Origin of the sequence: Cellulomonas sp. PhB143 (assembly GCF_003752595.1) — a bacterium.
Taxonomy (GTDB): Bacteria; Actinomycetota; Actinomycetes; order Actinomycetales; family Cellulomonadaceae; genus Paraoerskovia.
Genome location: NZ_RKIJ01000011.1, coordinates 392,081 through 412,489, shown reverse-complemented (window position 1 = coordinate 412,489; position 20,409 = coordinate 392,081). Strand labels below are relative to the sequence as shown.

Annotated in this window: 27 protein-coding genes; 3 read left to right on the top strand and 24 right to left on the bottom strand. The window is 72.3% G+C overall.

Annotated features, from left to right (window positions below; genetic code table 11):
• Positions 1-157: 157 nt before the first annotated feature.
• The 3 genes from EDF32_RS08175 to glmS all read right to left on the bottom strand — a co-directional run bounded on the left by EDF32_RS08175 (position 158) and on the right by glmS (position 2,815).
• Positions 158-508, bottom strand: coding sequence for a holo-ACP synthase (locus EDF32_RS08175; protein ID WP_123308014.1), 351 nt, complete (start codon positions 506-508; stop codon positions 158-160).
• Positions 505-849: a MazG nucleotide pyrophosphohydrolase domain-containing protein gene (locus tag EDF32_RS08170; protein ID WP_123308013.1), complete on the bottom strand. Its 345-nt coding sequence runs from the start codon at positions 847-849 to the stop codon at positions 505-507. Before EDF32_RS08170 ends, EDF32_RS08175 begins: the two co-directional genes overlap by 4 nt.
• A gap of 100 nt (positions 850-949) precedes the next feature.
• Positions 950-2,815, bottom strand: coding sequence for a glutamine--fructose-6-phosphate transaminase (isomerizing) (gene glmS, locus EDF32_RS08165; RefSeq protein WP_123308075.1), 1,866 nt, complete (start codon positions 2,813-2,815; stop codon positions 950-952).
• A gap of 103 nt (positions 2,816-2,918) precedes the next feature.
• Here glmS and coaA point away from each other — a divergent pair, with 103 nt between their 5' ends.
• Positions 2,919-3,938, top strand: coding sequence for a type I pantothenate kinase (gene coaA, locus EDF32_RS08160; protein WP_123308012.1), 1,020 nt, complete (start codon positions 2,919-2,921; stop codon positions 3,936-3,938).
• A 36-nt stretch (positions 3,939-3,974) separates the two neighbouring features.
• Here coaA and EDF32_RS08155 read toward each other — a convergent pair whose 3' ends face one another.
• From EDF32_RS08155 to rplM, 5 genes are all read right to left on the bottom strand, one after another.
• Entirely contained in the window at positions 3,975-4,694 is a 720-nt protein-coding gene (locus EDF32_RS08155) for a DedA family protein (protein ID WP_123308011.1), read from the bottom strand.
• Positions 4,695-4,863: 169 nt separating this feature from the next.
• Positions 4,864-5,556: a peptide deformylase gene (locus EDF32_RS08150; protein ID WP_123308010.1), complete on the bottom strand. Its 693-nt coding sequence runs from the start codon at positions 5,554-5,556 to the stop codon at positions 4,864-4,866.
• The gene (gene glmM, locus EDF32_RS08145; protein ID WP_123308009.1) at positions 5,553-6,917 is read right to left on the bottom strand and encodes a phosphoglucosamine mutase; all 1,365 of its coding nucleotides are present in this window, start codon (positions 6,915-6,917) and stop codon (positions 5,553-5,555) included. Before glmM ends, EDF32_RS08150 begins: the two co-directional genes overlap by 4 nt.
• A gap of 135 nt (positions 6,918-7,052) precedes the next feature.
• Positions 7,053-7,538, bottom strand: a complete 486-nt coding sequence (gene rpsI / locus EDF32_RS08140) for a 30S ribosomal protein S9 (protein ID WP_123308008.1) — start codon at positions 7,536-7,538, stop codon at positions 7,053-7,055.
• Positions 7,539-7,609: 71 nt separating this feature from the next.
• Positions 7,610-8,053: a 50S ribosomal protein L13 gene (rplM, locus tag EDF32_RS08135; RefSeq protein ID WP_123308007.1), complete on the bottom strand. Its 444-nt coding sequence runs from the start codon at positions 8,051-8,053 to the stop codon at positions 7,610-7,612.
• A gap of 263 nt (positions 8,054-8,316) precedes the next feature.
• On the opposite strand from rplM, the gene EDF32_RS08130 reads away from it, so the two are divergent.
• Positions 8,317-8,712, top strand: coding sequence for a DUF5709 domain-containing protein (locus tag EDF32_RS08130; RefSeq protein WP_123308006.1), 396 nt, complete (start codon positions 8,317-8,319; stop codon positions 8,710-8,712).
• A 28-nt stretch (positions 8,713-8,740) separates the two neighbouring features.
• On the opposite strand, the gene truA is transcribed toward EDF32_RS08130, so the two are convergent.
• Positions 8,741-9,601 (bottom strand): tRNA pseudouridine(38-40) synthase TruA, encoded by an 861-nt coding sequence (gene truA / locus EDF32_RS08125; RefSeq protein ID WP_123308074.1) that lies wholly within the window; start codon positions 9,599-9,601, stop codon positions 8,741-8,743.
• A gap of 138 nt (positions 9,602-9,739) precedes the next feature.
• Here truA and EDF32_RS08120 point away from each other — a divergent pair, with 138 nt between their 5' ends.
• A complete protein-coding gene (locus EDF32_RS08120) occupies positions 9,740-10,516 on the top strand; it encodes an ROK family protein (RefSeq protein WP_123308005.1) in 777 nt (258 codons plus the stop codon).
• Here EDF32_RS08120 and EDF32_RS08115 read toward each other — a convergent pair.
• The 15 genes from EDF32_RS08115 to rplF all read right to left on the bottom strand — a co-directional run bounded on the left by EDF32_RS08115 (position 10,403) and on the right by rplF (position 20,389).
• Positions 10,403-11,272 carry an alpha/beta fold hydrolase gene (locus tag EDF32_RS08115; RefSeq protein WP_123308004.1) on the bottom strand — a complete coding sequence of 290 codons (870 nt, stop codon included), beginning with the start codon at positions 11,270-11,272 and terminating at the stop codon, positions 10,403-10,405. The two genes, EDF32_RS08120 and EDF32_RS08115, sit on opposite strands and share 114 nt — an antisense overlap.
• A gap of 121 nt (positions 11,273-11,393) precedes the next feature.
• Positions 11,394-11,897 (bottom strand): 50S ribosomal protein L17, encoded by a 504-nt coding sequence (gene rplQ / locus EDF32_RS08110; protein WP_123308003.1) that lies wholly within the window; start codon positions 11,895-11,897, stop codon positions 11,394-11,396.
• 57 nt (positions 11,898-11,954) lie between these two features.
• Positions 11,955-12,968: a DNA-directed RNA polymerase subunit alpha gene (locus EDF32_RS08105; RefSeq protein ID WP_123308002.1), complete on the bottom strand. Its 1,014-nt coding sequence runs from the start codon at positions 12,966-12,968 to the stop codon at positions 11,955-11,957.
• 138 nt (positions 12,969-13,106) lie between these two features.
• Positions 13,107-13,511 carry a 30S ribosomal protein S11 gene (rpsK, locus tag EDF32_RS08100; protein ID WP_123308001.1) on the bottom strand — a complete coding sequence of 135 codons (405 nt, stop codon included), beginning with the start codon at positions 13,509-13,511 and terminating at the stop codon, positions 13,107-13,109.
• A gap of 71 nt (positions 13,512-13,582) precedes the next feature.
• Positions 13,583-13,957, bottom strand: a complete 375-nt coding sequence (gene rpsM / locus EDF32_RS08095; protein WP_123308000.1) for a 30S ribosomal protein S13 — start codon at positions 13,955-13,957, stop codon at positions 13,583-13,585.
• 196 nt (positions 13,958-14,153) lie between these two features.
• Entirely contained in the window at positions 14,154-14,267 is a 114-nt protein-coding gene (gene rpmJ, locus EDF32_RS08090; protein WP_123307999.1) for a 50S ribosomal protein L36, read from the bottom strand.
• A gap of 72 nt (positions 14,268-14,339) precedes the next feature.
• Complete coding sequence (gene infA / locus EDF32_RS08085) at positions 14,340-14,561, bottom strand: translation initiation factor IF-1 (RefSeq protein ID WP_012867920.1); 222 nt, start codon at positions 14,559-14,561, stop codon at positions 14,340-14,342.
• Between the two features lie 338 nt (positions 14,562-14,899).
• Positions 14,900-15,769: a type I methionyl aminopeptidase gene (gene map / locus EDF32_RS08080; protein ID WP_123307998.1), complete on the bottom strand. Its 870-nt coding sequence runs from the start codon at positions 15,767-15,769 to the stop codon at positions 14,900-14,902.
• Between the two features lie 8 nt (positions 15,770-15,777).
• Complete coding sequence (locus EDF32_RS08075) at positions 15,778-16,335, bottom strand: adenylate kinase (protein WP_123307997.1); 558 nt, start codon at positions 16,333-16,335, stop codon at positions 15,778-15,780.
• Positions 16,336-16,373: 38 nt separating this feature from the next.
• Entirely contained in the window at positions 16,374-17,669 is a 1,296-nt protein-coding gene (secY, locus tag EDF32_RS08070) for a preprotein translocase subunit SecY (RefSeq protein WP_123307996.1), read from the bottom strand.
• A gap of 244 nt (positions 17,670-17,913) precedes the next feature.
• Positions 17,914-18,570 (bottom strand): 50S ribosomal protein L15, encoded by a 657-nt coding sequence (gene rplO, locus EDF32_RS08065; RefSeq protein WP_123307995.1) that lies wholly within the window; start codon positions 18,568-18,570, stop codon positions 17,914-17,916.
• Positions 18,571-18,572: 2 nt separating this feature from the next.
• On the bottom strand, positions 18,573-18,755 hold the full coding sequence (gene rpmD, locus EDF32_RS08060) for a 50S ribosomal protein L30 (protein WP_123307994.1): 183 nt from the start codon (positions 18,753-18,755) through the stop codon (positions 18,573-18,575).
• On the bottom strand, positions 18,755-19,432 hold the full coding sequence (gene rpsE / locus EDF32_RS08055) for a 30S ribosomal protein S5 (RefSeq protein WP_123307993.1): 678 nt from the start codon (positions 19,430-19,432) through the stop codon (positions 18,755-18,757). The genes rpmD and rpsE overlap by 1 nt, the downstream gene beginning before the upstream one ends.
• A gap of 49 nt (positions 19,433-19,481) precedes the next feature.
• Entirely contained in the window at positions 19,482-19,853 is a 372-nt protein-coding gene (gene rplR, locus EDF32_RS08050; protein WP_123307992.1) for a 50S ribosomal protein L18, read from the bottom strand.
• Entirely contained in the window at positions 19,853-20,389 is a 537-nt protein-coding gene (gene rplF, locus EDF32_RS08045; RefSeq protein ID WP_123307991.1) for a 50S ribosomal protein L6, read from the bottom strand. The genes rplR and rplF overlap by 1 nt, the downstream gene beginning before the upstream one ends.
• Positions 20,390-20,409 lie beyond the last annotated feature (20 nt).

Genomic DNA, 20,409 nt, shown 5'->3' with positions numbered 1-20,409 from the left:
GTCGACGGTGCGTACCGTCCTTGGCCGTTGACCCACCTGTCCTCGGTCGTCGACCACGGGGTTGCCGTCCCCCGACCACGGTCTTGGCGCCCGATCACCGGTCCGGGTCCGGCGACAACCCCGTGGTCGACGAAGGCGCGGAGGCGGGGCCGAGGCGTCAGGCCTCCGCGACCACCATCGCCGACGCGATGCCCGCGTCGTGCGAGATGCTCAGGTGGAAGCTGCCCACGCCGAGCTCCTGGGCGCGCGCCGCCACGGTGCCGCGGATCTCGACCTCGGGCGGGCCACCCGGGACGCGGTGCACGGTCGCGTCCTGCCAGCGCATCCCCCCGGGGGCGCCGAGCGCCTTCGCGATCGCCTCCTTGGCGGCGAACCTCGCCGCGAGCGACGCCGCCGGCAGGTCGCGCTCGGCGGGCGTGAACAGCTTCTCCCGCAGGCGGGGCGTGCGCTCGAGCGTCGCCATGAACCGGTCGACGTCGACCACGTCGATCCCGACGCCCACGATCATCGGATCCCCTCCCGGTCCTGCGGCTCCACGAGGTGGCGCCACCGGAACCACTTGCGCTCCAGCGCCTCGTCGAGGTCGACGTCGAAGCGCCGCGCGAGGAGCATGAGCTGTGCGAGGACGTCGGCGACCTCGGCGCGGAACGACTCCTCCATGCCTGACGCGTCGCCGTCCGTCTCCCGCACCCGGGAGCGCCCGGTGAGGCTCAGGTAGGCCTGCGTGAGCTCGCCCACCTCCTCGTGCAGCTTGAGCAGCAGCCAGTCGTCGGTCCGCTCGACGCCGTAGCGCCGGGCGTAGACACGCGAGACGACCTCGACCTCGTCGACCGCGGCGGAGAGCTCCATGTGCTGATCATGCCCTTTCCGTCCCGCGACCACGGCCCCACCGCCGGATCGGCCGCGCCGTTGCGGCGGCAACCCCGTGGTCGGCCGGGAGGGCCAGGGGCTACTCGACGGTGACCGACTTGGCGAGGTTGCGCGGCTGGTCCACGTCGAGGCCCTTGGCCGTGGCGAGCGCCATCGCGAAGATCTGCAGCGGGACCGTCGCGAGCAGCGGCTGCATGAGGGTGGGGGCCTGCGGGATCCAGAAGATCTCGTCCGCGTACGGCAGCACCGCCTCGTCGCCGTCCTCGGCGATGACGAGGGTGCGTGCCCCGCGCGCCCGGATCTCCTGGATGTTGGAGACGACCTTGGAGTGCAGCGAGTCCCGGCCGCGCGGCGACGGCACGACGACGAAGACCGGCTGGCCCTCCTCGATGAGCGCGATCGGCCCGTGCTTGAGCTCGCCCGCGGCGAAGCCCTCGGCGTGGATGTACGCGAGCTCCTTGAGCTTCAGCGCGCCCTCGAGCGCCACCGGGAACCCCACGTGCCGGCCCAGGAAGAGGACCGAGGTGGCGTCGCGCATCGACAGCGCGGTGGCGCTGACGTGGTCGCCGCGGTCGATGACGGCCTGGATCTTGCTCGGCATGTCGCGCAGCTCGTCCATGAGGACGGCGATCTCGTCGGGGAACTTGTTGCCGCGCAGCTGCGCCAGGTAGAGACCCAGCAGGTAGGCGGCGGTGATCTGCGAGAGGAAGGCCTTCGTCGAGGCGACCGCGATCTCCGGGCCCGCGTGCGTGTAGAGCACCGCGTCGGACTCGCGCGGGATCGTCGAGCCGTTGGTGTTGACGATCGAGACGACCTTGGCGCCCTGCTCACGCGCGTGGCGGACCGCCATGAGCGTGTCCATCGTCTCGCCCGACTGGGTGATCGCCACGACGAGCGTCTTCTCGGTCACCACGGGGTCCCGGTAGCGGAACTCGTGCGCGAGCTCGACCTCCACCGGGATCCGGCACCAGTGCTCGATCGCGTACTTCGCGACGTGCCCCGCGTAGGCCGCCGTCCCGCAAGCGACCACGATGATCTTGTCGACCGAGCGCAGCACCGCCTCGTCGATCTTCAGGTCGTCCAGCACCAGCCGGCCGTCGAGGTCCGTCCGCCCGAGGAGGGTGTCGCCGACGGCCTGCGGCTGGTCGTGGATCTCCTTGTCCATGAACGAGCCAAAGCCGCCCTTCTCGGCGGCGGCGGCGTCCCAGTCCACGCTGTAGCGCTTGCCCTGCGCCGGCGCGCCGTCGAAGCCGATGACCTCGACCGCCGAGGGCGTGATGGTCACGACCTGGTCCTGGCCGAGCTCGAGCGCCTCGCGGGTGTGCGCGACGAACGCCGCGACGTCCGAGCCGAGGAAGTTCTCGCCGTCCCCGAGCCCCACGACGAGCGGCGAGTCGTGCCGCGCGCCCACGACCGTCCCCGGGTGCTCGGCGTGCACGGCGAGCAGCGTGAAGGTGCCCTCCAGCATCCGGGCGACCTCCGTCATCGCGACGGTGAGGTCCTTCGAGGAGGCGTACGCGCGCGAGATCAGCTGCGCGGCGACCTCCGTGTCGGTGTCGGAGAGGAAGGTCACGCCCTCCGCCAGCAGCTCCGCCTTCAGCGCCGCGAAGTTCTCGACGATCCCGTTGTGGATGACGGCGAGCCGCCCGCCGTCGGCCAGGTGCGGGTGGGCGTTGCGGTCGGTCGGGCCGCCGTGCGTGGCCCAGCGGGTGTGCCCGACGGCGGCGCTCGCGTCCGGCAGCGGGTTCGCCTCGAGCTCGGCGAGCAGGTTGGCGAGCTTTCCGGCCTTCTTCGCCGACGCGACCTGCGGCGACCCCGGCCCGACGAGCGCGACGCCCGCCGAGTCGTACCCCCGGTACTCGAGGCGCCGCAGCCCTTCGAGGACGACGTCGAGGGGTCGCCCGGACACCTCGGAAGGACCCACGTAACCCACGATTCCGCACATGGTCGGGGAGTCTATCCCGGCCCCGCGGAGCCGCGGCCGGTCGACCGGCCGGCCGACGAGGTGTCCGGGCCGCCCGCCATCGGGCACAATCGGCGGCGTGCCCATGACCCCGGACCCGACGGACCTGCCCGGCGCGGGGTCGCGCCCCGTCCCCCGGCCCCGTCCGGACCGCCCGACCTTCGCGGCCGAACCGGTCAGCACCTACGTCGACCTGGACCGCGCCGCGTGGAGCCGGCTGTCGGAGTCGACCCCCCTCCCGCTGACGCACGTCGACGTCGAGCGGCTGCGCGGCCTCGGCGACCCGATCGACCTCGACGAGGTGGACGCGGTCTACCGCCCGCTCTCGCGCCTGCTCAACCTCTACGTCCAGGCCACGTCGGGCCTGCACGACGTCACGTCGACGTTCCTCGGCGAGCACCCCGTGCGCACGCCGTACGTCATCGGCGTCGCCGGATCCGTCGCCGTGGGCAAGTCCACGACGGCCCGCGTGCTGCAGGAGATGCTGGCGCGCTGGCCGGAGACCCCGCGCGTGGAGCTGGTGACCACCGACGGTTTCCTCTACCCCAACGCGGAGCTCGAGCGGCGCGGCCTGCTCCAGCGCAAGGGCTTCCCCGAGTCCTACGACCGCCGCGCGCTGGTGCGGTTCCTCACCCGCGTCAAGTCGGGCCAGGCAGAGGTGCGGGCACCGGTGTACGACCACCTGACGTACGACATCGTGCCCGGAGCCGAGGCCGTGGTGCACCGGCCCGACGTGCTGATCGTCGAGGGTCTCAACGTGCTCCAGCCGTCGCGCCCGGGACCGGGCGACGGGTCGACGGTCGCCGTGAGCGACTTCTTCGACTTCTCGATCTACGTCGACGCGCGCACCCGCAACATCCGCCAGTGGTACGTCGACCGGTTCCTCAAGCTCCGCCGGACGGCGTTCACCCAGCCCGAGTCCTACTTCCGCCGGTACGCCGACCTCAGCGACGAGGAGGCGACCGCGACCGCGAAGCACATCTGGGACACGATCAACGCGCCGAACCTCGAGCAGAACGTGCTCTCCACCCGGGGGCGCGCGACGCTCGTGCTCACCAAGGGCCTCGACCACGCCGTGCAGCGGGTCCGGCTGCGCAAGCTCTGAGGCGACCCGTGCCCGCCGGTCCGCCCGGCCGGCGCGTCAGCGCTCGCGGGAGGTCGTCTCCGGCTGCCGCTCGGGCTCGCCGGCCTCGACCGGGAGGCGCACCGCGGGCAGCTCGGGGATCGGCGTGACCGGCGCGTGCCCGTGCCGGGTGGTCCACCACGTGACGACCCGGTCGAGCACGAGCCCGCTGACGATGCCCACGGCCACGCCGACCGCCATGGCGAGCAGCGTATTGTGCCCGAGCCACTGCGACGCGAGGATCCCGATGCCGAGGGAGTAGACGCCCCAGACGACCGCCGCGATCCCCGAGAAGGCCATGAAGCGCTTGCGCGGGAACCCGACGGCGCCGGCGGACATGTTGACCGCCACGCGCCCGATCGGCACGTAGCGGGCCGCGAGGATGAACGACGCCCCGCGGTGCGCGAGGGCGTGCCGGGCCCAGTTGATGACCCGGCGCCCGCGCTCGGTGCGCATCATCGGCAGGCGCTCGGTGCCGATCGCGCGGCCGATGGCGTACGCGACCTGGTCACCGAGCCAGGCGCCGACGACGGCGATGAGCAGCACCGCCCACAGCTCAGGGCCGCCCGACCCGGCGGCGACGGCGAGGGTGATGACCACGGACTCGCTCGGCACCGGCGGGAAGAACCCGTCGATCGTCACGAGCGCGAGCTCGGCGGGGTAGATCCACAGCGACGAGGAGAGCACGAGCACCCAGGACTCGACGTCCTGCAGGAACTCCGTCAGCGGGTTGTGCACGAGGCCTCGGTTCGTCGTCGTGGCGCGCGCCTCGGGCGCGGAAAGCGCGGGGCGGGCGTCGGGTCGGCGGGGTCCCAGGATACGGAGCCCCGTCCGGCGACGGCATCAGGGATCGCCCTGGGAACGACCCTGACGCGAGCCTCGCACGCGGGCGGCGCCGGGCGTGTGCTCAGGGGATGGAGAAGCCGAGGATCTTCGCCGCCGACGACGGGTCCGCCTCCTGCGCCCAGAAGCGCGCCATGTTCTCGTCGTCGCTGAGCGAGCGCGGCTCGGCGCGGTCGAGGTAGATCTCGCCGCGCAGGTGGTCGGTCTCGTGCTGCACGATCCGCGCGGGCCAGCCCGTCAGCACCTCGTCGAGAGACTCGCCCGACTCGTCCTGCCCGGTCAGCCGCACGGCGTGGTGGCGCGTGCGCACCGCGTGCCACCCGGGCACGCTCAGGCACCCCTCGTAGAACGAGCGCGTCGCGTCCGACGCCGGCGCGTAGGACGGGTTGACGAGCGTGCGGTGCGGCACGGCCACCCGCTCGTGGGGGTCGTCGGGGTCCGAGGGCCCGGGGTCGCGGACGACGGCGACCGCGAGGCCGATGCCCACCTGCGGCGCGGCCAGGCCGACGCCCGGTGCGTCGACCATCGTGGCGTGCATCGCGGTCAGGAGGTCCGGCAGCAGGTCGCCCAGCTGCCCGGTGTACGGGGTCGCGACGGCGCGCAGCACCGGGTGCCCGGCGTGCACGATCGGCAGCAGCCCGTCGGGGTTCGCCTCCAGGAAGCGCGCGACGGCGTCGCGCAGCCCGGCGTCGACCGTCCCGGTCCCGGGCCCGGCCCACGGCTGCCGCGGACCCGCGGCGGGGCCGGGGCTCGTCACAGCGCGAGCCTCTCCCGCACGACGACGGTGAGCTCCTCGGCGACCGCGTCCGCCTGGGACTGCGTGCCTGCCTCGACCATGACCCGGACCACGGGCTCGGTGCCCGACGGACGCAGCAGGACGCGTCCGGTCGTCCCGAGCCGCGCCTCGGCGGCCGCCACCGCGTCGAGCAGGACCTCGTCGGTCGCGGCGCGCGCGCGGTCGACGCCCCGGACGTTGACCAGCGTCTGGGGCAGGCGGCGCACGGCGGACGCGAGGTCGGCGAGCCGCGCACCGGTCTGCTTGACGCGGTCGGCCAGGTGCAGCGCCGTGAGCACACCGTCGCCGGTGGTCGCGTAGCGGGACATCACGATGTGCCCCGACTGCTCCCCGCCGAGGGTGTAGCCGTTGGCGCGCATCTCCTCGAGCACGTACCGGTCGCCGACGCCGGTCTGCACGGTGCGGATGCCGGCGTCCTGCATGGCGAGGATCAGGCCGAGGTTGCTCATGACCGTGACGACGAGCGTGTCGTGGGCCAGCCGTCCCGCCTCGTGCTCCGCGACGGCCAGCACGCCCATGATCTGGTCGCCGTCGACGAGCACGCCGGCGTGGTCGACCGCGAGGCACCGGTCGGCGTCGCCGTCGAAGGCGACGCCGAAGTCGGCCTCGGAGGCCACGACGACGGCCTGGAGCTGCTCCGGGTGGGTCGAGCCGCACTTCTCGTTGATGTTGCGCCCGTCCGGGCTGGCGTTGACGACGACGACGTCGGCGCCCGCGGCCCGCAGCGCGGCGGGACCGATGTCGCTCGCGGCGCCGTTCGCGCAGTCGACGGCGATGCGCAGCCCGCTGAGCGGCTTCGTGTACTCGTCGGCGCCGATCGTGGAGACCAGGTGGGCGACGTAGCTCTCCCCCGCGCGGCCCGAGTCGGTCATGATCCGCCCGACCTCGGCCCCGACCGGGCGCTCCCACGGCTCCTCGAGCCGGGCGGCGATCTGGTCCTCGACGACGTCGTCGAGCTTGACGCCGCCGCGCGCGAAGAACTTGATGCCGTTGTCCGGCATGGCGTTGTGCGAGGCGGAGATCACGACACCGAGGTCGACGTCCGACGTGGCGGTCATGTGGGCTACGCCCGGGGTCGGCAGCACGCCGACGTTGATGACGTCCGCCCCCGCGCTCGCCAGGCCGGCCGCCACCGCGGCGCTGAGGAACTCGCCGGAGACGCGCGGGTCGCGACCCACGACGGCCCGCGGCCGGTGGCCCTCCAGCTCCCCCGAGGTGCCGAGCACGTGCGCCGCCGCGACCCCGAGGTCGAGCGCGAGCTCCGCCGTGACGTCCCTGTTGGCGAGCCCGCGCACGCCGTCCGTGCCGAACAACCGAGCCATGAGTCCTCCGTGCCGAGTGTGCGTGGCGCCGCCGGGCGGCGGTCCTGCCGGGTGCTGCGCGTGCTGCCGGGTGCCGGTACACCGACGGCCCCGGCGGACAGAGGTCCGTCGGGGCCGTCGGTGCTCAGCGCCGGATCAGCGCTTCGAGTACTGCGGGGCCTTGCGGGCCTTCTTGAGCCCGGCCTTCTTGCGCTCGACCGCACGCGGGTCGCGCGTGAGGAACCCGGCCTTCTTGAGGGCGGCGCGGTTGCTGTCCTCGTCGATGGCGTTGAGCGCGCGGGCGATGCCCAGGCGCAGCGCGCCAGCCTGGCCGGCGATGCCGCCGCCGCTGATGCGGGCGATGACGTCGAAGCGGCCCTCGACGTCGACCAGCTTCAGCGGGTCGTTGGCGATCTGCTGGTGGAGCTTGTTCGGGAAGTAGTCCTCGATCGTCCGACCGTTGATCTTCCACTGTCCGGTGCCGGGGACGAGGCGGACGCGAGCGACCGCCTCCTTGCGGCGGCCCAGGGCCGCTCCCGGTGCGGTGATGCTCTGGCCGGCGCCCACGGGCGCGGCGCTCTCAGAGGTGTAGCTGCTGGGGGTCTCGTCCGACGTGTCGGTCTCGACGGTGGTCTCGGCCACTGGTGTGTCCTCGCGTCCTAAAGAATTCTGTGGGAAGTCGGCAACGCGCTCGGCGCGTCGGTCCAGGATCGTTACTGCGCGACCTGGGTGATCTCGAAGGGCTTCGGCTGCTGGGCCGCGTGCGGGTGCTCCGACCCGCGGTAGACCTTGAGCTTGCCGAGCTGAGCGGCGCCGAGCGAGGTCTTGGGGAGCATGCCGCGCACGGCCTTCTCCACAGCCCGCTCGGGGTTCTTCTCGAGCAGGTCGCCGTAGGCGACGGCCCGCAGGCCACCCGGGTAACCGGAGTGGCTGTAGGCCATCTTCTGCTCGCGCTTGTTGCCGGTGAGGGCGACCTTGTCCGCGTTGATGACGACGACGAAGTCGCCGCCGTCGACGTGCGGGGCAAAGGTGGCCTTGTGCTTCCCACGCAGCAGCGTGGCGACATGGGTGGCGAGGCGGCCCAGGACGACGTCGGTCGCGTCGATGACGTACCAGTCACGCTGGACGTCGCCGGGCTTCGGGGTAAACGTGCGCACGGTCGTAGCCTTCGTTTCGTGTCTCGATGTCTTCTTCGGCGCAGAGGACTGCGGCCGACGAGTTCGTTGTCGGTGCTCGATCAACCGGGCTGCGTCAGACGGCGAGTGGGAGAACACGCGTGACGTCGGATTCCGAGCGGGAAGCACAACGGCTGTCAACGATACCGGCACGGGGCGGGGGCGGTCAAAAGGGCCTTCGTCACACCGCTCGTGCCGGGCGCAGCGGACGTGCGTCGCCCGGTCGGCGGTGCCACGGTGGAGCCATGAGCACCGACACACCGGCCACGAGCCCGGAACCCGAGCAGACGACCGAGGGCGACACCGACCAGCTCTCGGCCGAGGACACGCTGGTCGACCGGGGCGTGCAGGATGCCCTGGACGAGGGCTACTCGCCGCCGGACCGTCCGCGGTCCAACCACCACGGCGAGACCGCGTGGGAGGAGTCCCACGGCGAGACGTTCGACCAGCGCCTGGCCCAGGAGGAGCCGGAGGACGACGGCAGCGGACCCCGCGCGGACACCACGCGGGCCGGACGCCTCGCCGAGGACCCGGACGCCGCCGAGGGTCGCCAGAACGACCTCTACGCCGACGACGCGGGGATCGACGGGGGCGCGGCGGGGGCCGAGGAGGCCTCCGTGCACGTCGTCGACGAGATCTGAGCCCGGTCGGCGGCCGGCGGGCACCCGCTCACCGGTCGTCGACCTCCTCGTCCATCCGCCGCGCCCGCACCGCGTCCGCGCGCCGGGCCAGCTCGCCGTCCGGCGGGTAGGCGACGCCCTCGAGCACCAGGCCGTGCGCCCGGGCGCGGCCCGCGTCGCCGGTGCGCCGCCGCTCGGCGAGGACCTCCGCGGGGAATCCGACCGGGCGGCGCCCCTCCCCGACGGCCAGCGAGGCGCCGACCAGGGACCGCACCATGTTGTGGCAGAACGCGTCGGCCCGGACGTGCGCGACGAGCAGCCCGGCCTCCGGGCCGTCGGCCACGCGCTCCCAGCTCATCCGGGTGAGCTCACGGATCGTGGTCGCCCCCGGGCGGGGCCGGCAGAAGGCGGCGAAGTCCCGCAGACCGAGCAGGGGCTGCATGGCGGCGTGCATCGCCTCGACGTCGAGCGGCAGCCGGTGCCACAGCACCCACCGCCGCCGCAGCGGGTCGAACAGCGCGGGGTCGTCGGCCACCCGGTAGGTGTACCGGCGGTGCAGCGCCGAGAAGCGCGCGTCGAACCCGTGCGGCGCGAGCCCGGCCCGGTGCACGACGACGTCGCCCGGCAGCACACCGCCGAGCCGCGCCACGAGCGACTGCCCGGGGGTGCGGGCGGAGCGTCCCGGCAGCGCCAGCCACCGGTCTCGCGCGACGTCGACGTGCACGACCTGGCCTCGCGCGTGCACGCCCGCGTCCGTGCGCCCCGCGACCGTCACGCGCGGTCCCGCCTCCCGCATGACCTGTGCCAGGGCGAGCTCGAGCTCGCCCTGGACGGTGCGCAGCCCGGGCTGCGCGGCCCACCCGGAGAAGGCCGAGCCGTCGTAGGCGAGGTCGAGCCGGACCCGCACCACGTCGTCGGCGGCCGGCGTCCCGGGAGGCGGTGTCCCGGCGGGCGGCGATGGCACGGGGACGTTGTCGCTGGTCGGCACGGCACCACGGTAGCGGCGCCGCGGGGGGCGCCGCGCCGCCGGCGTGGCTACCGTGCAGGCATGAGCGAGGACCACGCGCCGCACGGCACCCGCACCCTGTCCGTCGACTGCGGCGGGGGCTCCATCAAGGCGAACGTGCTCGACGCGTCGGGCACCGCCCACGCCAGCGCCGTCCGGGTGCCGACCCCGTACCCGCTGCCGCCCGACCGACTCGTGGAGACGATCGCCGGCGTCGCGCAGACCCTGCCCGACGCCGACCGCGTCACCGTCGGCATGCCCGGCATGATCCGGCACGGCGTCGTGGTGCACACCCCGCACTACGTCACCCGGTCCGGGCCGCGGAGCCGGGTCGACCCCGCGCTGGCCGCCGCCTGGGCGAGCTTCGACGTCCGCGCGGCCCTCGAGGCCCGGCTCGCGCGGCCGACGATCGTGCTCAACGACGCCGAGGTGCACGGCGCGGGCGTCGTCGCCGGGTCGGGCCTCGAGCTCGTCCTGACGCTCGGGACCGGGCTGGGCTCCGCGCTGTTCGACGGCGGACGCGTCGCACCGCACCTCGAGTGGTCGCACGCGCCCCTGCGGCGCGGCACCACCTACGACGAGTACGTCGGTGACATCGAGCGGCACCGGCTCGGGAACGGGCTGTGGTCGCGCCGGGTCGTCACCGTCGTCGAGGGCCTGCGCCCGGTGTTCCACTGGGACCGCGTCTACGTCGGCGGCGGGAACTCACGGGCGATCACGCCCTCGGCGCTCGAGCGGCTCGGGGACGACGTCGTCGTCGTCCCCAACTCCGCCGCGCTCGTCGGCGGGTCGCGCGCCTGGGAGCTGCGCACCAGCTGAGCGGGCACGCGCGGCCCGGGCGTCCGCCTCGATGCTGTCGGCCGCCTCGAGGACGACCCGGCTGAACGCCACCGGCGCATCGAGGCTGACGAGGTGCTTGGCGCCCGGCAGGACGACCAGCCGGACCGGTGCCCCGCTCGCTCGGGCCGAGCGCACGAACGCGCCCTCCTGCAGCCGGAAGTGGTCGAGCCGCCCGTTGACGACCCACACGGGCGACCTGCCCTGCGCGAGCCGGTCCAGCGGCGAGCACCGCCCCGTCTCCGCCAGGACCGCGCTCATCGCGTCCAGCGCGAAACCGCCCTCCGCGAGGTCCGCGCGCCCGGCGCGCGGCACCGTCGCGTCGACGAGCGCGCGGTTGAGGCGCTCCCCCGAGTCCGGCCACGACTCGATCCAGCGGGCTGCGCGGAGCCAGGGGCGGCGCAGGGGCGAGGCCGTGTCGGTGCAGCAGGAGGCCGCGACGAGGCCGGCCGACTGCTCGGGCCGCTGCGCGCGGTGCTCGATCGCGACGTAGCCGCCCAGGGAGAGACCGACGACCAGCGCCCGCCCACCGACGTCGTCGACCGCCCGCGCCACGGCGGCGACCGCCGCGGCCAGGGTGAACGACTCCCCGCGCAGCGCCCCGTGCCCGGGCAGGTCCACCGCCAGCGCGCGGCGCCCCGACCGCTCGAGGGCGCCCACCTGGGCCCGCCACATCGTGCGCGACGTGCGCGCACCGTGCACGAGGACGACCGGCACCCGCCCGTGCTCCGCGCCCATGCGCCGACCGTACGGCGCGCCGCGCGGGTGCGCCCCCCGGACACAGCGAGGGCCCGGCCCGAGAGGTCGTCTCGGGGCCGGGCCCTCGGTGAGCGGGGCCGATGTGGTGGTCGGCTCGCGCTCAGTCCTCCGTGGAGGAGCTCTTCTCGTCGGCCGGCGTCTCGTCGGCGGCCTTCGTGGCCGGCTTCGACTTCGACGTCACCGGCTTGTCCGCGGACCGCTCGGTGGCCTTGGTGGCCTCCTTGACGACGGCCTGCTTGGCGCTCACGGGCTCGGTCACGAGCTCGATGACGGCCATGGGGGCGTTGTCGCCCTTGCGGTTGCCGACCTTCGTGATGCGCGTGTATCCGCCCTGGCGCTCGGCCATCGTCGGCGCGATCTCCGTGAACAGGGTGTGCACGACGCCCTTGTCACGGATGACCGTCATGACCCGACGACGGGAGGCCAGGTCGCCACGCTTGGCGAACGTGATCAGGCGCTCGGCCAGGGGACGCAGGCGCTTGGCCTTGGTCTCCGTGGTCGTGATGCGGCCGTGCTCGAACAGCGCGGTGGACAGGTTCGCGAGGATGAGGCGCTCGTGAGCCGGGCCTCCGCCGAGCCGCGGGCCCTTGGTGGGGGTAGGCATGCTGATGCTCCTTGAGATGCAGGGTCACGGGACCGGACGGACCGGCCCCGCACGTCGTCAGTAGTTCTGGTCGCCCGAGAAGGTGTCGTCGTCGGACTCGTAGTAGTCGGCCTTCGACGGGTCGAAGTCCAGCGGCGAGTCCTTGAGGGCCAGGCCGAGCTCGGAGAGCTTCTCCTTGACCTCGGTGATCGACTTCGCACCGAAGTTGCGGATGTCGAGGAGGTCGGCCTCGCTGCGGGCGACGAGCTCGCCCACCTGGTGGATGCCCTCGCGCTTGAGGCAGTTGTACGAGCGGATCGTGAGGTTGAGCTCCTCGATCGGCAGCGCCAGGTCGGCGGCCAGCGCCGCGTCCGTCGGCGACGGGCCGATCTCGATGCCCTCGGCCTCGACGTTCAGCTCGCGGGCGAGCCCGAACAGCTCGACGAGCGTCTTGCCGGCCGACGCGAGCGCGTCGCGGGGGCTGATCGCCGAACCCTTGGTCTCGACGTCGACGACCAGCTTGTCGAAGTCGGTGCGCTGCTCGACACGGGTCGCCTCGACCTTGTACGTCACCTTGAGCACCGGCGAGTAGATCGAGTCGACCGGCACGCGGCCGATCTCGGCGTCGAACGACTTGTTCTGGTTCGCGGACACGTAACCGCGGCCACGCTCGACGGTCAGCTCGATCTCGAGCTTCCCCTTGTCGTTGAGCGTCGCGATCTCGAGCTCGGGGTTGTGGATCTCCACGCCCGCCGGAGGAACGATGTCGGCAGCCGTGACCACGCCGGCGCCCTGCTTGCGCAGGTACATCACCACGGGCTCGTCGTTCTCCGAGGAGACGACGAGGTTCTTGATGTTCAGGATGATCTCGGTGACGTCCTCCTTGACGCCGGAGACGGTGGTGAACTCGTGGAGCACACCGTCGATCCGGATGGAGGTCACTGCCGCGCCCGGGATGGACGAGAGCAGCGTGCGACGCAGCGAGTTGCCGAGCGTGTAGCCGAATCCCGGCTCCAGAGGCTCGATGGAGAACCGCGAACGGTTGTCCGAGACGACCTCTTCGGTCAGCGTGGGGCGCTGTGCGATGAGCACTAGTTCGTTCCTCTCAGTGTGCGTCCGCTATTTGACGCATCACGGTGGTGCAGGTCCTGCAGCCCGCGGGTCTCGGTCCACCCGTCGAGCGCACCGACGTCGCCGCCCCGCGCAGGGCGGGGCGGCGACGTCGAGGTGTCAGACGCGGCGGCGCTTCGGCGGGCGGCAGCCGTTGTGCGCCTGGGGCGTCACGTCGGAGATCGAACCGACCTCGAGGCCGGCGCCCTGGAGCGAGCGGATCGCGGTCTCGCGACCGGAGCCCGGGCCCTTGACGAAGACGTCGACCTTCTTGACGCCGTGCTCGGCGGCCTTGCGCGCGGCGGCCTCGGCGGCCATGCCGGCCGCGTACGGGGTCGACTTGCGCGAGCCCTTGAAGCCGACGTCGCCGCCGGAGGCCCACGCGATCACGGCACCGGACGGGTCCGTGATCGAGACGATGGTGTTGTTGAACGTGCTCTTGATGTGCGCCTGGCCGAGCGGGACGTTCTTCTTGTCCTTGCGGCGCGGCTTGCGACCGGCGGTCGCGCGAGTCTTGGGAGGCATAACGGGAAATCTCCTGGTCTGAGGTCGTCGGACCGGGGCGGGCCGCGCGGGCCCGCACCACGGACTGCTGCTTAGCGGGCCTTCTTCTTGCCGGCCACGGTGCGCTTCGGGCCCTTGCGGGTACGCGCGTTCGTCTTCGTACGCTGTCCGCGCACGGGCAGGCCGCGGCGGTGCCGGATGCCCTCGTAGCAGCCGATCTCGACCTTGCGGCGGATGTCGGCGGCGACCTCGCGGCGGAGGTCGCCCTCGAGCTTGAAGTTGCCCTCGAGGTGGTCACGGAGCGCGACGAGCTCGGCGTCGCCGAGGTCCTTCACGCGGAGGTTGGGGTCGATGCCCGTCGCGACCAGCGTCTGCTGGGCGCGGGTACGGCCGACACCGTAGATGTAGGTGAGCGCGATCTCGAGCCGCTTCTCGCGGGGGAGGTCGACGCCGACAAGACGTGCCATGCGTTCTGGCTCCTGTTGCTTCGTCCGGAGGTCTGGTGCACCGCCCTCCCGCTGCTGCGGGCCCCGGCCTCCGGGCCGAGGGTTCCCCCGACCGGTCCTCGCGGACCGGCGGGTTCGTGGCTGTGCACGTCGTGGTGGCGGTCTGGGACCGCCGGGTGGTCGGGGACGCCCCCGGCACCGTGCTGCGTCGGGCTGGTCAGCCCTGGCGCTGCTTGTGCCGCAGGTTGTCGCAGATCACCATGACGCGTCCGTTGCGACGGATGACCTTGCAGTTGTCGCAGATCTTCTTGACGCTGGGCTTGACCTTCATGAGGTTTCCTCCGCCGCCGCACGCGCGTCACGGTCTCCCGTGCCGCACCGACGGCGCTCGATCGAGTGGTGGTTACTTGTAGCGGTAGACGATCCGGCCGCGGGACAGGTCGTACGGGCTCAGCTCCACCACCACGCGGTCCTCGGGGAGGATCCGGATGTAGTGCTGTCGCATCTTGCCCGAGATGTGCGCGAGCACCTTGTGGCCGTTGGCCAGCTCCACGCGGAACATCGCGTTCGGCAGGGCCTCGACCACGCTGCCCTCGATCTCGATGACACCGTCCTTCTTCGCCATATCCTCCGCTAACTCTCGTCTGACTGGTCACCGCGACGGCGCGCCGCAGCGGTGTGCGGTGCAGTGCCGAGGTGGATCGCGTGCGTCGCCGACGCCGTGCTCCCCTGCCCACGCGCCCGTCGCGACGACGGGACCGGACCGGGCACCTCCTCCGGCGAGCCGGACGGCGGTGCGAGCAACAGTTCGAACGGACCACACCCAACGGACCATCCTACGGCATCGCCCCCGGGTGCGGAACCCGTGCGAGGGGCGCCCCGCCCGGGCAGCGAGGAGATCCTCCTCACACCGGCGGGCGGCCACCAGGCCTGCGGGTGCTGACCGGCACCGGCCGGCACGGCTCAGTCCGTGGGACCGGCGAGCGAGGAGACCGCGACTCCGCGGGCGCCGAGCTCGTCGGCGCCCCCGTCGCGCGCGGTGAGGACCAGGAGCCCGTCCTCGAGGAGCGCCACCGAGTGCTCCCAGTGCGCCGCCCGCGAGCCGTCCGTCGTCACCGCGGTCCAGTCGTCCGCCAGCGTGCGCGTGGTCGCGCTCCCCCGCGTCACCATCGGCTCGACGGCGACGCACAGGCCCGGACGCAACCGCAGGCCGCGTCCGCCGGCGCGGTAGTTCGGCACGTCCGGCGGCTGGTGCATCGCGGTGCCGATGCCGTGGCCGACGAACTCCTGCACCACGCCGTACGCGGCGCCGTCGGCCACCGCCGAGGCAGCCACCGAGTCCTCCACCGCCGCGCCGACCTCCGACAGCCGCTCGCCCGCGAGCGCGGCGATGCCGTCCCACATGGCGCGCCGCGTGGCCTCCACGAGGGCCGCGTCGGCCGGGTCGGCCGAGTCCGCGGATCCCGCCGGGGCGCCGTCGCCGACGACGAAGGAGACGGCGGAGTCGCCGTGCCAGCCGTCGACGATCGCGCCGCAGTCGACCGACAGCACGTCCCCCGCACGCAGCACGCGGGGCCCGGGGATGCCGTGCACGATCTCGTCGTTGACCGACGCGCAGATCGTCGCCGGGAAGCCCTCGTAGCCGAGGAACGACGGCTGGGCCCCGGCGGCCCGGATCACCTCGTGCGCGACGGCGTCCAGGTCGGCCGTCGACCGTCCGGGGCGCGTGGCGGCCCGGACGGCGTCGAGCGCGTCGGCGACGACGAGCCCGGCACGCCGCATCACGGCGACCTGCTCGACCGTCTTGAGCTCGACGCGCCCGTGGCCGAACACCGGGCCGCTCAGCCGCGCGGCCCGGCGAGCGCGCCGGCGACGCGCTCGGCGACGTCCTCGACCGAGCCGATGCCGTCGACGCGCACCAGCAGGCCGCGCTCCGAGTACGCACCCGTCAGCGGGGCCGTCTGCTCCGCGTAGATGTCGAGCCGGCGGGCGATCGCGTCCTCGGTGTCGTCCTCCCGACCCTCGATCTCGGCCCGCTTGCGCAGCCGCCCGAGCAGCTCGTCACGGTCGGCCGTCAGCTCCAGGACCGCGTCCAGGCGCACGCCGAGGTCGGCGAGGATGCCGTCGAGCTCGGTGACCTGCGCCGCGTTGCGCGGGTACCCGTCGAGGATGAACCCGTCGGCCGCGTCGGCCTGCCCGAGCCGGTCGCGGACCATGTCGTTGGTCACCGAGTCCGGGACGAGGTCGCCCTTCGCGGTGTACTCCTGGACCAGGCGGCCGAGCTCGGTGCCGCCCTTGATGTTGGCCCGGAAGATGTCGCCCGTGGAGATCGCGGGCACACCGAGACGCTCGGCCAGGAGGGCCGCCTGCGTGCCCTTGCCGGCGCCCTGCGGGCCCATGATGACCAGGCGGGCGGACTGAGGTGCGGGGCTGGTGCTCACCGGAGGAACCCTTCGTAGTGACGCTGCTGCAGCTGGGCGTCGATCTGCTTGACCGTCTCCAGGCCGACGCCGACGACGATGATGATCGAGCTGCCGCCGAACGGGATGTTCGTCTCGACGCCCAGCGCGATCAGCACCAGCGTCGGCAGCAGGGCGACGATCGCCAGGTAGACCGACCCGGCCGACGTGATCCGCGTGATCACGTAGTCGAGGTACTCCGCCGTCGGGCGGCCCGCGCGGATGCCGGGGATGAACCCGCCGTACTTCTTCATGTTGTCCGCGACCTCGTCCGGGTTGAACGTGATCGCGGTGTAGAAGAACGCGAAGAAGATGATCATCAGCGTGTAGAGCGTGATGTGCAGCGGCGCGCCCTGCGGCACGAGGTGCCGGCTGATCCACACGACCCAGTCCGCGGACGGGTCGCCGAACTGCGCGATGAGGCCCGGCACGGCCAGGATCGAGGACGCGAAGATGACGGGGATGACGCCCGCCATGTTGATCTTGATCGGGATGTACGTCGACGAGCCGCCGTACATCTTGCGGCCGACCATGCGCTTCGCGTACTGCACGGGGATGCGGCGCTGGGACTGCTCGACGAACACGACGAGCCCGATCACGAGGACCACCACGACGATCACTACCGCGAACTTGCCGAAGCCGCCGGCACCGCTGGTGATCGACCAGAGGGCGGTCGGGAACTTGGCCGCGATCGAGGTGAAGATCAGCAGGGACATGCCGTTGCCGATGCCCCGCTCGGAGATCAGCTCGCCGAGCCACATGATCAGGCCGGTGCCCGCGGTCATCGTGATCACCATGAGCGTCAGCGTCATGAAGCTGTCGTCCGGGATCACGTCCACCGGGCAGTTGCGGAAGAGCAGCCCGTTGCGCGCGGTGGTGATCACCGTCGTGGACTGCAGGATCGCGAGCGCGATCGTCAGGTAGCGCGTGTACTGCGTGAGCTTCGCCTGGCCGGCCTGGCCCTCCTTGTGGAGCGCCTCGAAGTGAGGGATGACCACCCGGAGCAGCTGCACGATGATGCTCGCCGTGATGTACGGCATGATGCCGAGCGCGAAGATCGACAGCTGCAGCAGCGCGCCGCCGCTGAAGAGGTTGACGAGGCCCAGGAGGTCGTTCTGGTCCTGGGACGCGATGCACTGCTGCACGTTCGGGTAGTCGACACCCGGCGTCGGGATGAACGAGCCGACGCGGTAGATGACGATGATCCCGATGGTGAACAGCAGCTTGCGCCGCAGGTCGGGCGTCCGGAATGCCCGGGCGAAAGCGGTGAGCACCTATCCTCCTGGCCCGCCGAGGCGGGATTAGTGCGCCGGGTGACCGGCGAGACCTGACGTCGCGGTGACGAGCGCCACAGGCACCTTAGCCCGTGGTCGCGCGAGTGCAGCAGCCGCTCGAGACGACCGGTCAGAGATTCTACGTGCTCCGCGGAGCACTCCTGACGGTCCGGGCGCCGACGTGCCGCACCCGGGTACGCGACAGGGCCGACGGCGCGTCTGCGCCATCGGCCCTGTCGGTCGATCAGTTCTCCGAGACGGAGCCGCCGGCCGCGAGGATCTTGTCCTTCGCAGCACCGGAGTACGCGTCGACCGCGACCTCCAGCTTGACGTTGAGCTCGCCCGCGCCCAGCACCTTGACGAGCTGGCCCTTGCGGACCGCGCCCTTGGCCACCAGGTCCTCGACGGTGACGGAGCCACCCTCGGGGTACAGGGACGAGAGCTTCTCCAGGTTCACGACCTGGTACTCGGTGCGGAACGGGTTGGTGAACCCGCGGAGCTTCGGCAGACGCATGTGCAGCGGCATCTGCCCGCCCTCGAACCGCTCGGGCACCTGGTAGCGGGCCTTCGTGCCCTTGGTGCCACGACCGGCCGTCTTGCCCTTCGACGCCTCACCACGACCCACGCGGGTCTTGGCCTTCTTGGCGCCGGGGGCCGGACGCAGGTGGTGCATCTTGAGGGTGGTCACGCTCTCCTCGGCCGGAGCCGTGGCGGCGGACGCCTTGGCGGCCGGCGCCTTCTTCGCGGGAGCCTTCGCAGCCTCGGACTTCGCAGCCTCGGACTTCGCAGCCTCGGACTTCGCGGCGGGAGCCTTCTTCGCCGGAGCCTTCTTGGCCGGAGCCTTCTTCTTCGGCGCCTCGGTCGCGTCGACCTCGGCGTCCTTCTTGGCGTTCTCAGCCATGATCAGTCGACCTCCTCAACCGCGACGAGGTGCGCCACGGTCGCGACCATGCCGCGGACCTCCGGGCGGTCCTCCTTCACGGCGGTGTCGCCGATCCGCTTGAGGCCCAGGGTGCGCAGCGTGTCGCGCTGGTTCTGCTTGCCGCCGATGGCGGACTTGGTCTGGGTCACCTTGAGACGAGCCATCACGCACCTGCCTCTGCTGCGACGGCCTTGCCCGCGGCCTGCGCCCGGAGCATGGCCGCGGGTGCGACCTGCTCGAGCGGGAGACCACGACGCGCGGCCACGGCCTCGGGCTGCTCCAGGTTGCGGAGCGCCTCGACCGTCGCGTGGACGATGTTGATCGAGTTCGACGAGCCGAGCGACTTGCTGAGCACGTCGTGGATCCCGGCGCACTCGAGCACGGCGCGCACCGGACCGCCGGCGATCACACCGGTACCCGGTGCAGCCGGACGGAGGAACACGACGCCCGCGGCGGCCTCGCCCTGGATGGGGTGAGGGATGGTGCCCTGGATGCGGGGGACGCGGAAGAAGCTCTTCTTCGCCTCCTCGACGCCCTTCGCGATCGCGGCGGGCACCTCCTTGGCCTTCCCGTAGCCGACGCCGACCTGACCGTCACCGTCGCCGACGACGACGAGCGCGGTGAAGCTGAAGCGACGACCACCCTTGACGACCTTGGAGACGCGGTTGATCGTGACGACGCGCTCGACGTACTGGTTCTTCTCGGCGGAGTCGTTCCGGCCGCCGCGGCGACCGTCCCCACGACCGCCCTGGCCGCCGCGGCCACCCTGGCCGCCCCGGCTGTTCGACTCGTTGGCGGCGCCCTGAGGGGCGCCGGTGGTGCTGCGCTGCCCTGCAGCCATCAGAGAATCCTTTGCTTTCGTACCGCTGAGACGGTAGTGGTCACGATCATCAGAGGGCCAGACCGCCTTCGCGGGCCCCGTCGGCGACCGCGGCCACCCGGCCGTGGTACTTGTTGCCGCCGCGGTCGAAGACGACCTCGGAGATGCCGGCCAGCTTGGCACGCTCGGCGACGAGCTCGCCGACCTTGCGGGCCTTGGCGCTCTTGTCGCCCTCGGCGGCACGGACGTCCGCCTCGAGCGTCGAGGCCGAGACCAGCGTGCGGCCGACGGCGTCGTCCACGACCTGGGCCGTGATGTGCCGCGACGAACGGGTCACGACGAGGCGCGGACGCGCCGCCGACCCGACGATCTTCTTGCGCAGGCGCAGGTGGCGGCGCCGACGTGCGACGGCCTTGCCCTTGCCCAGAACCTTGAGAGCCATCACTTACCAGCCTTTCCGACCTTGCGGCGGACGACCTCGCCGGCGTACCGCACGCCCTTGCCCTTGTAGGGCTCCGGCTTACGGATCTTGCGGATGTTCGCTGCGACCTCGCCGACCTGCTGCTTGTCGATGCCGCTGACCGAGAACTTCGTCGGGCTCTCGACCGCGAACGAGATGCCGTCCGGGGCCGAGACGACGACCGGGTGGCTGAAGCCGAGGGCGAACTCGAGGTCCGAGCCCTTGGCGACCACGCGGTAACCGGTCCCGACGATCTCGAGCTTCTTCTCGTAGCCCTGCGTGACACCGGTCACGAGGTTCGAGAGCAGCGTGCGGGTGAGGCCGTGCAGGGCACGGGACTCGCGCTCGTCGTTCGGGCGGGTCACCACGAGGGTGCCGTCCTCCTGCTCGACCGCGATGGGCGCCGGCACCGCGTGGTCGAGGGTTCCCTTGGGGCCCTTGACGGTGACGAGCGCGCCGCTGATGGTGACATCCACTCCGGCGGGAACCGGAACGGGGATCTTGCCGATACGAGACATGGCGTATCTCTCCTTTCCGA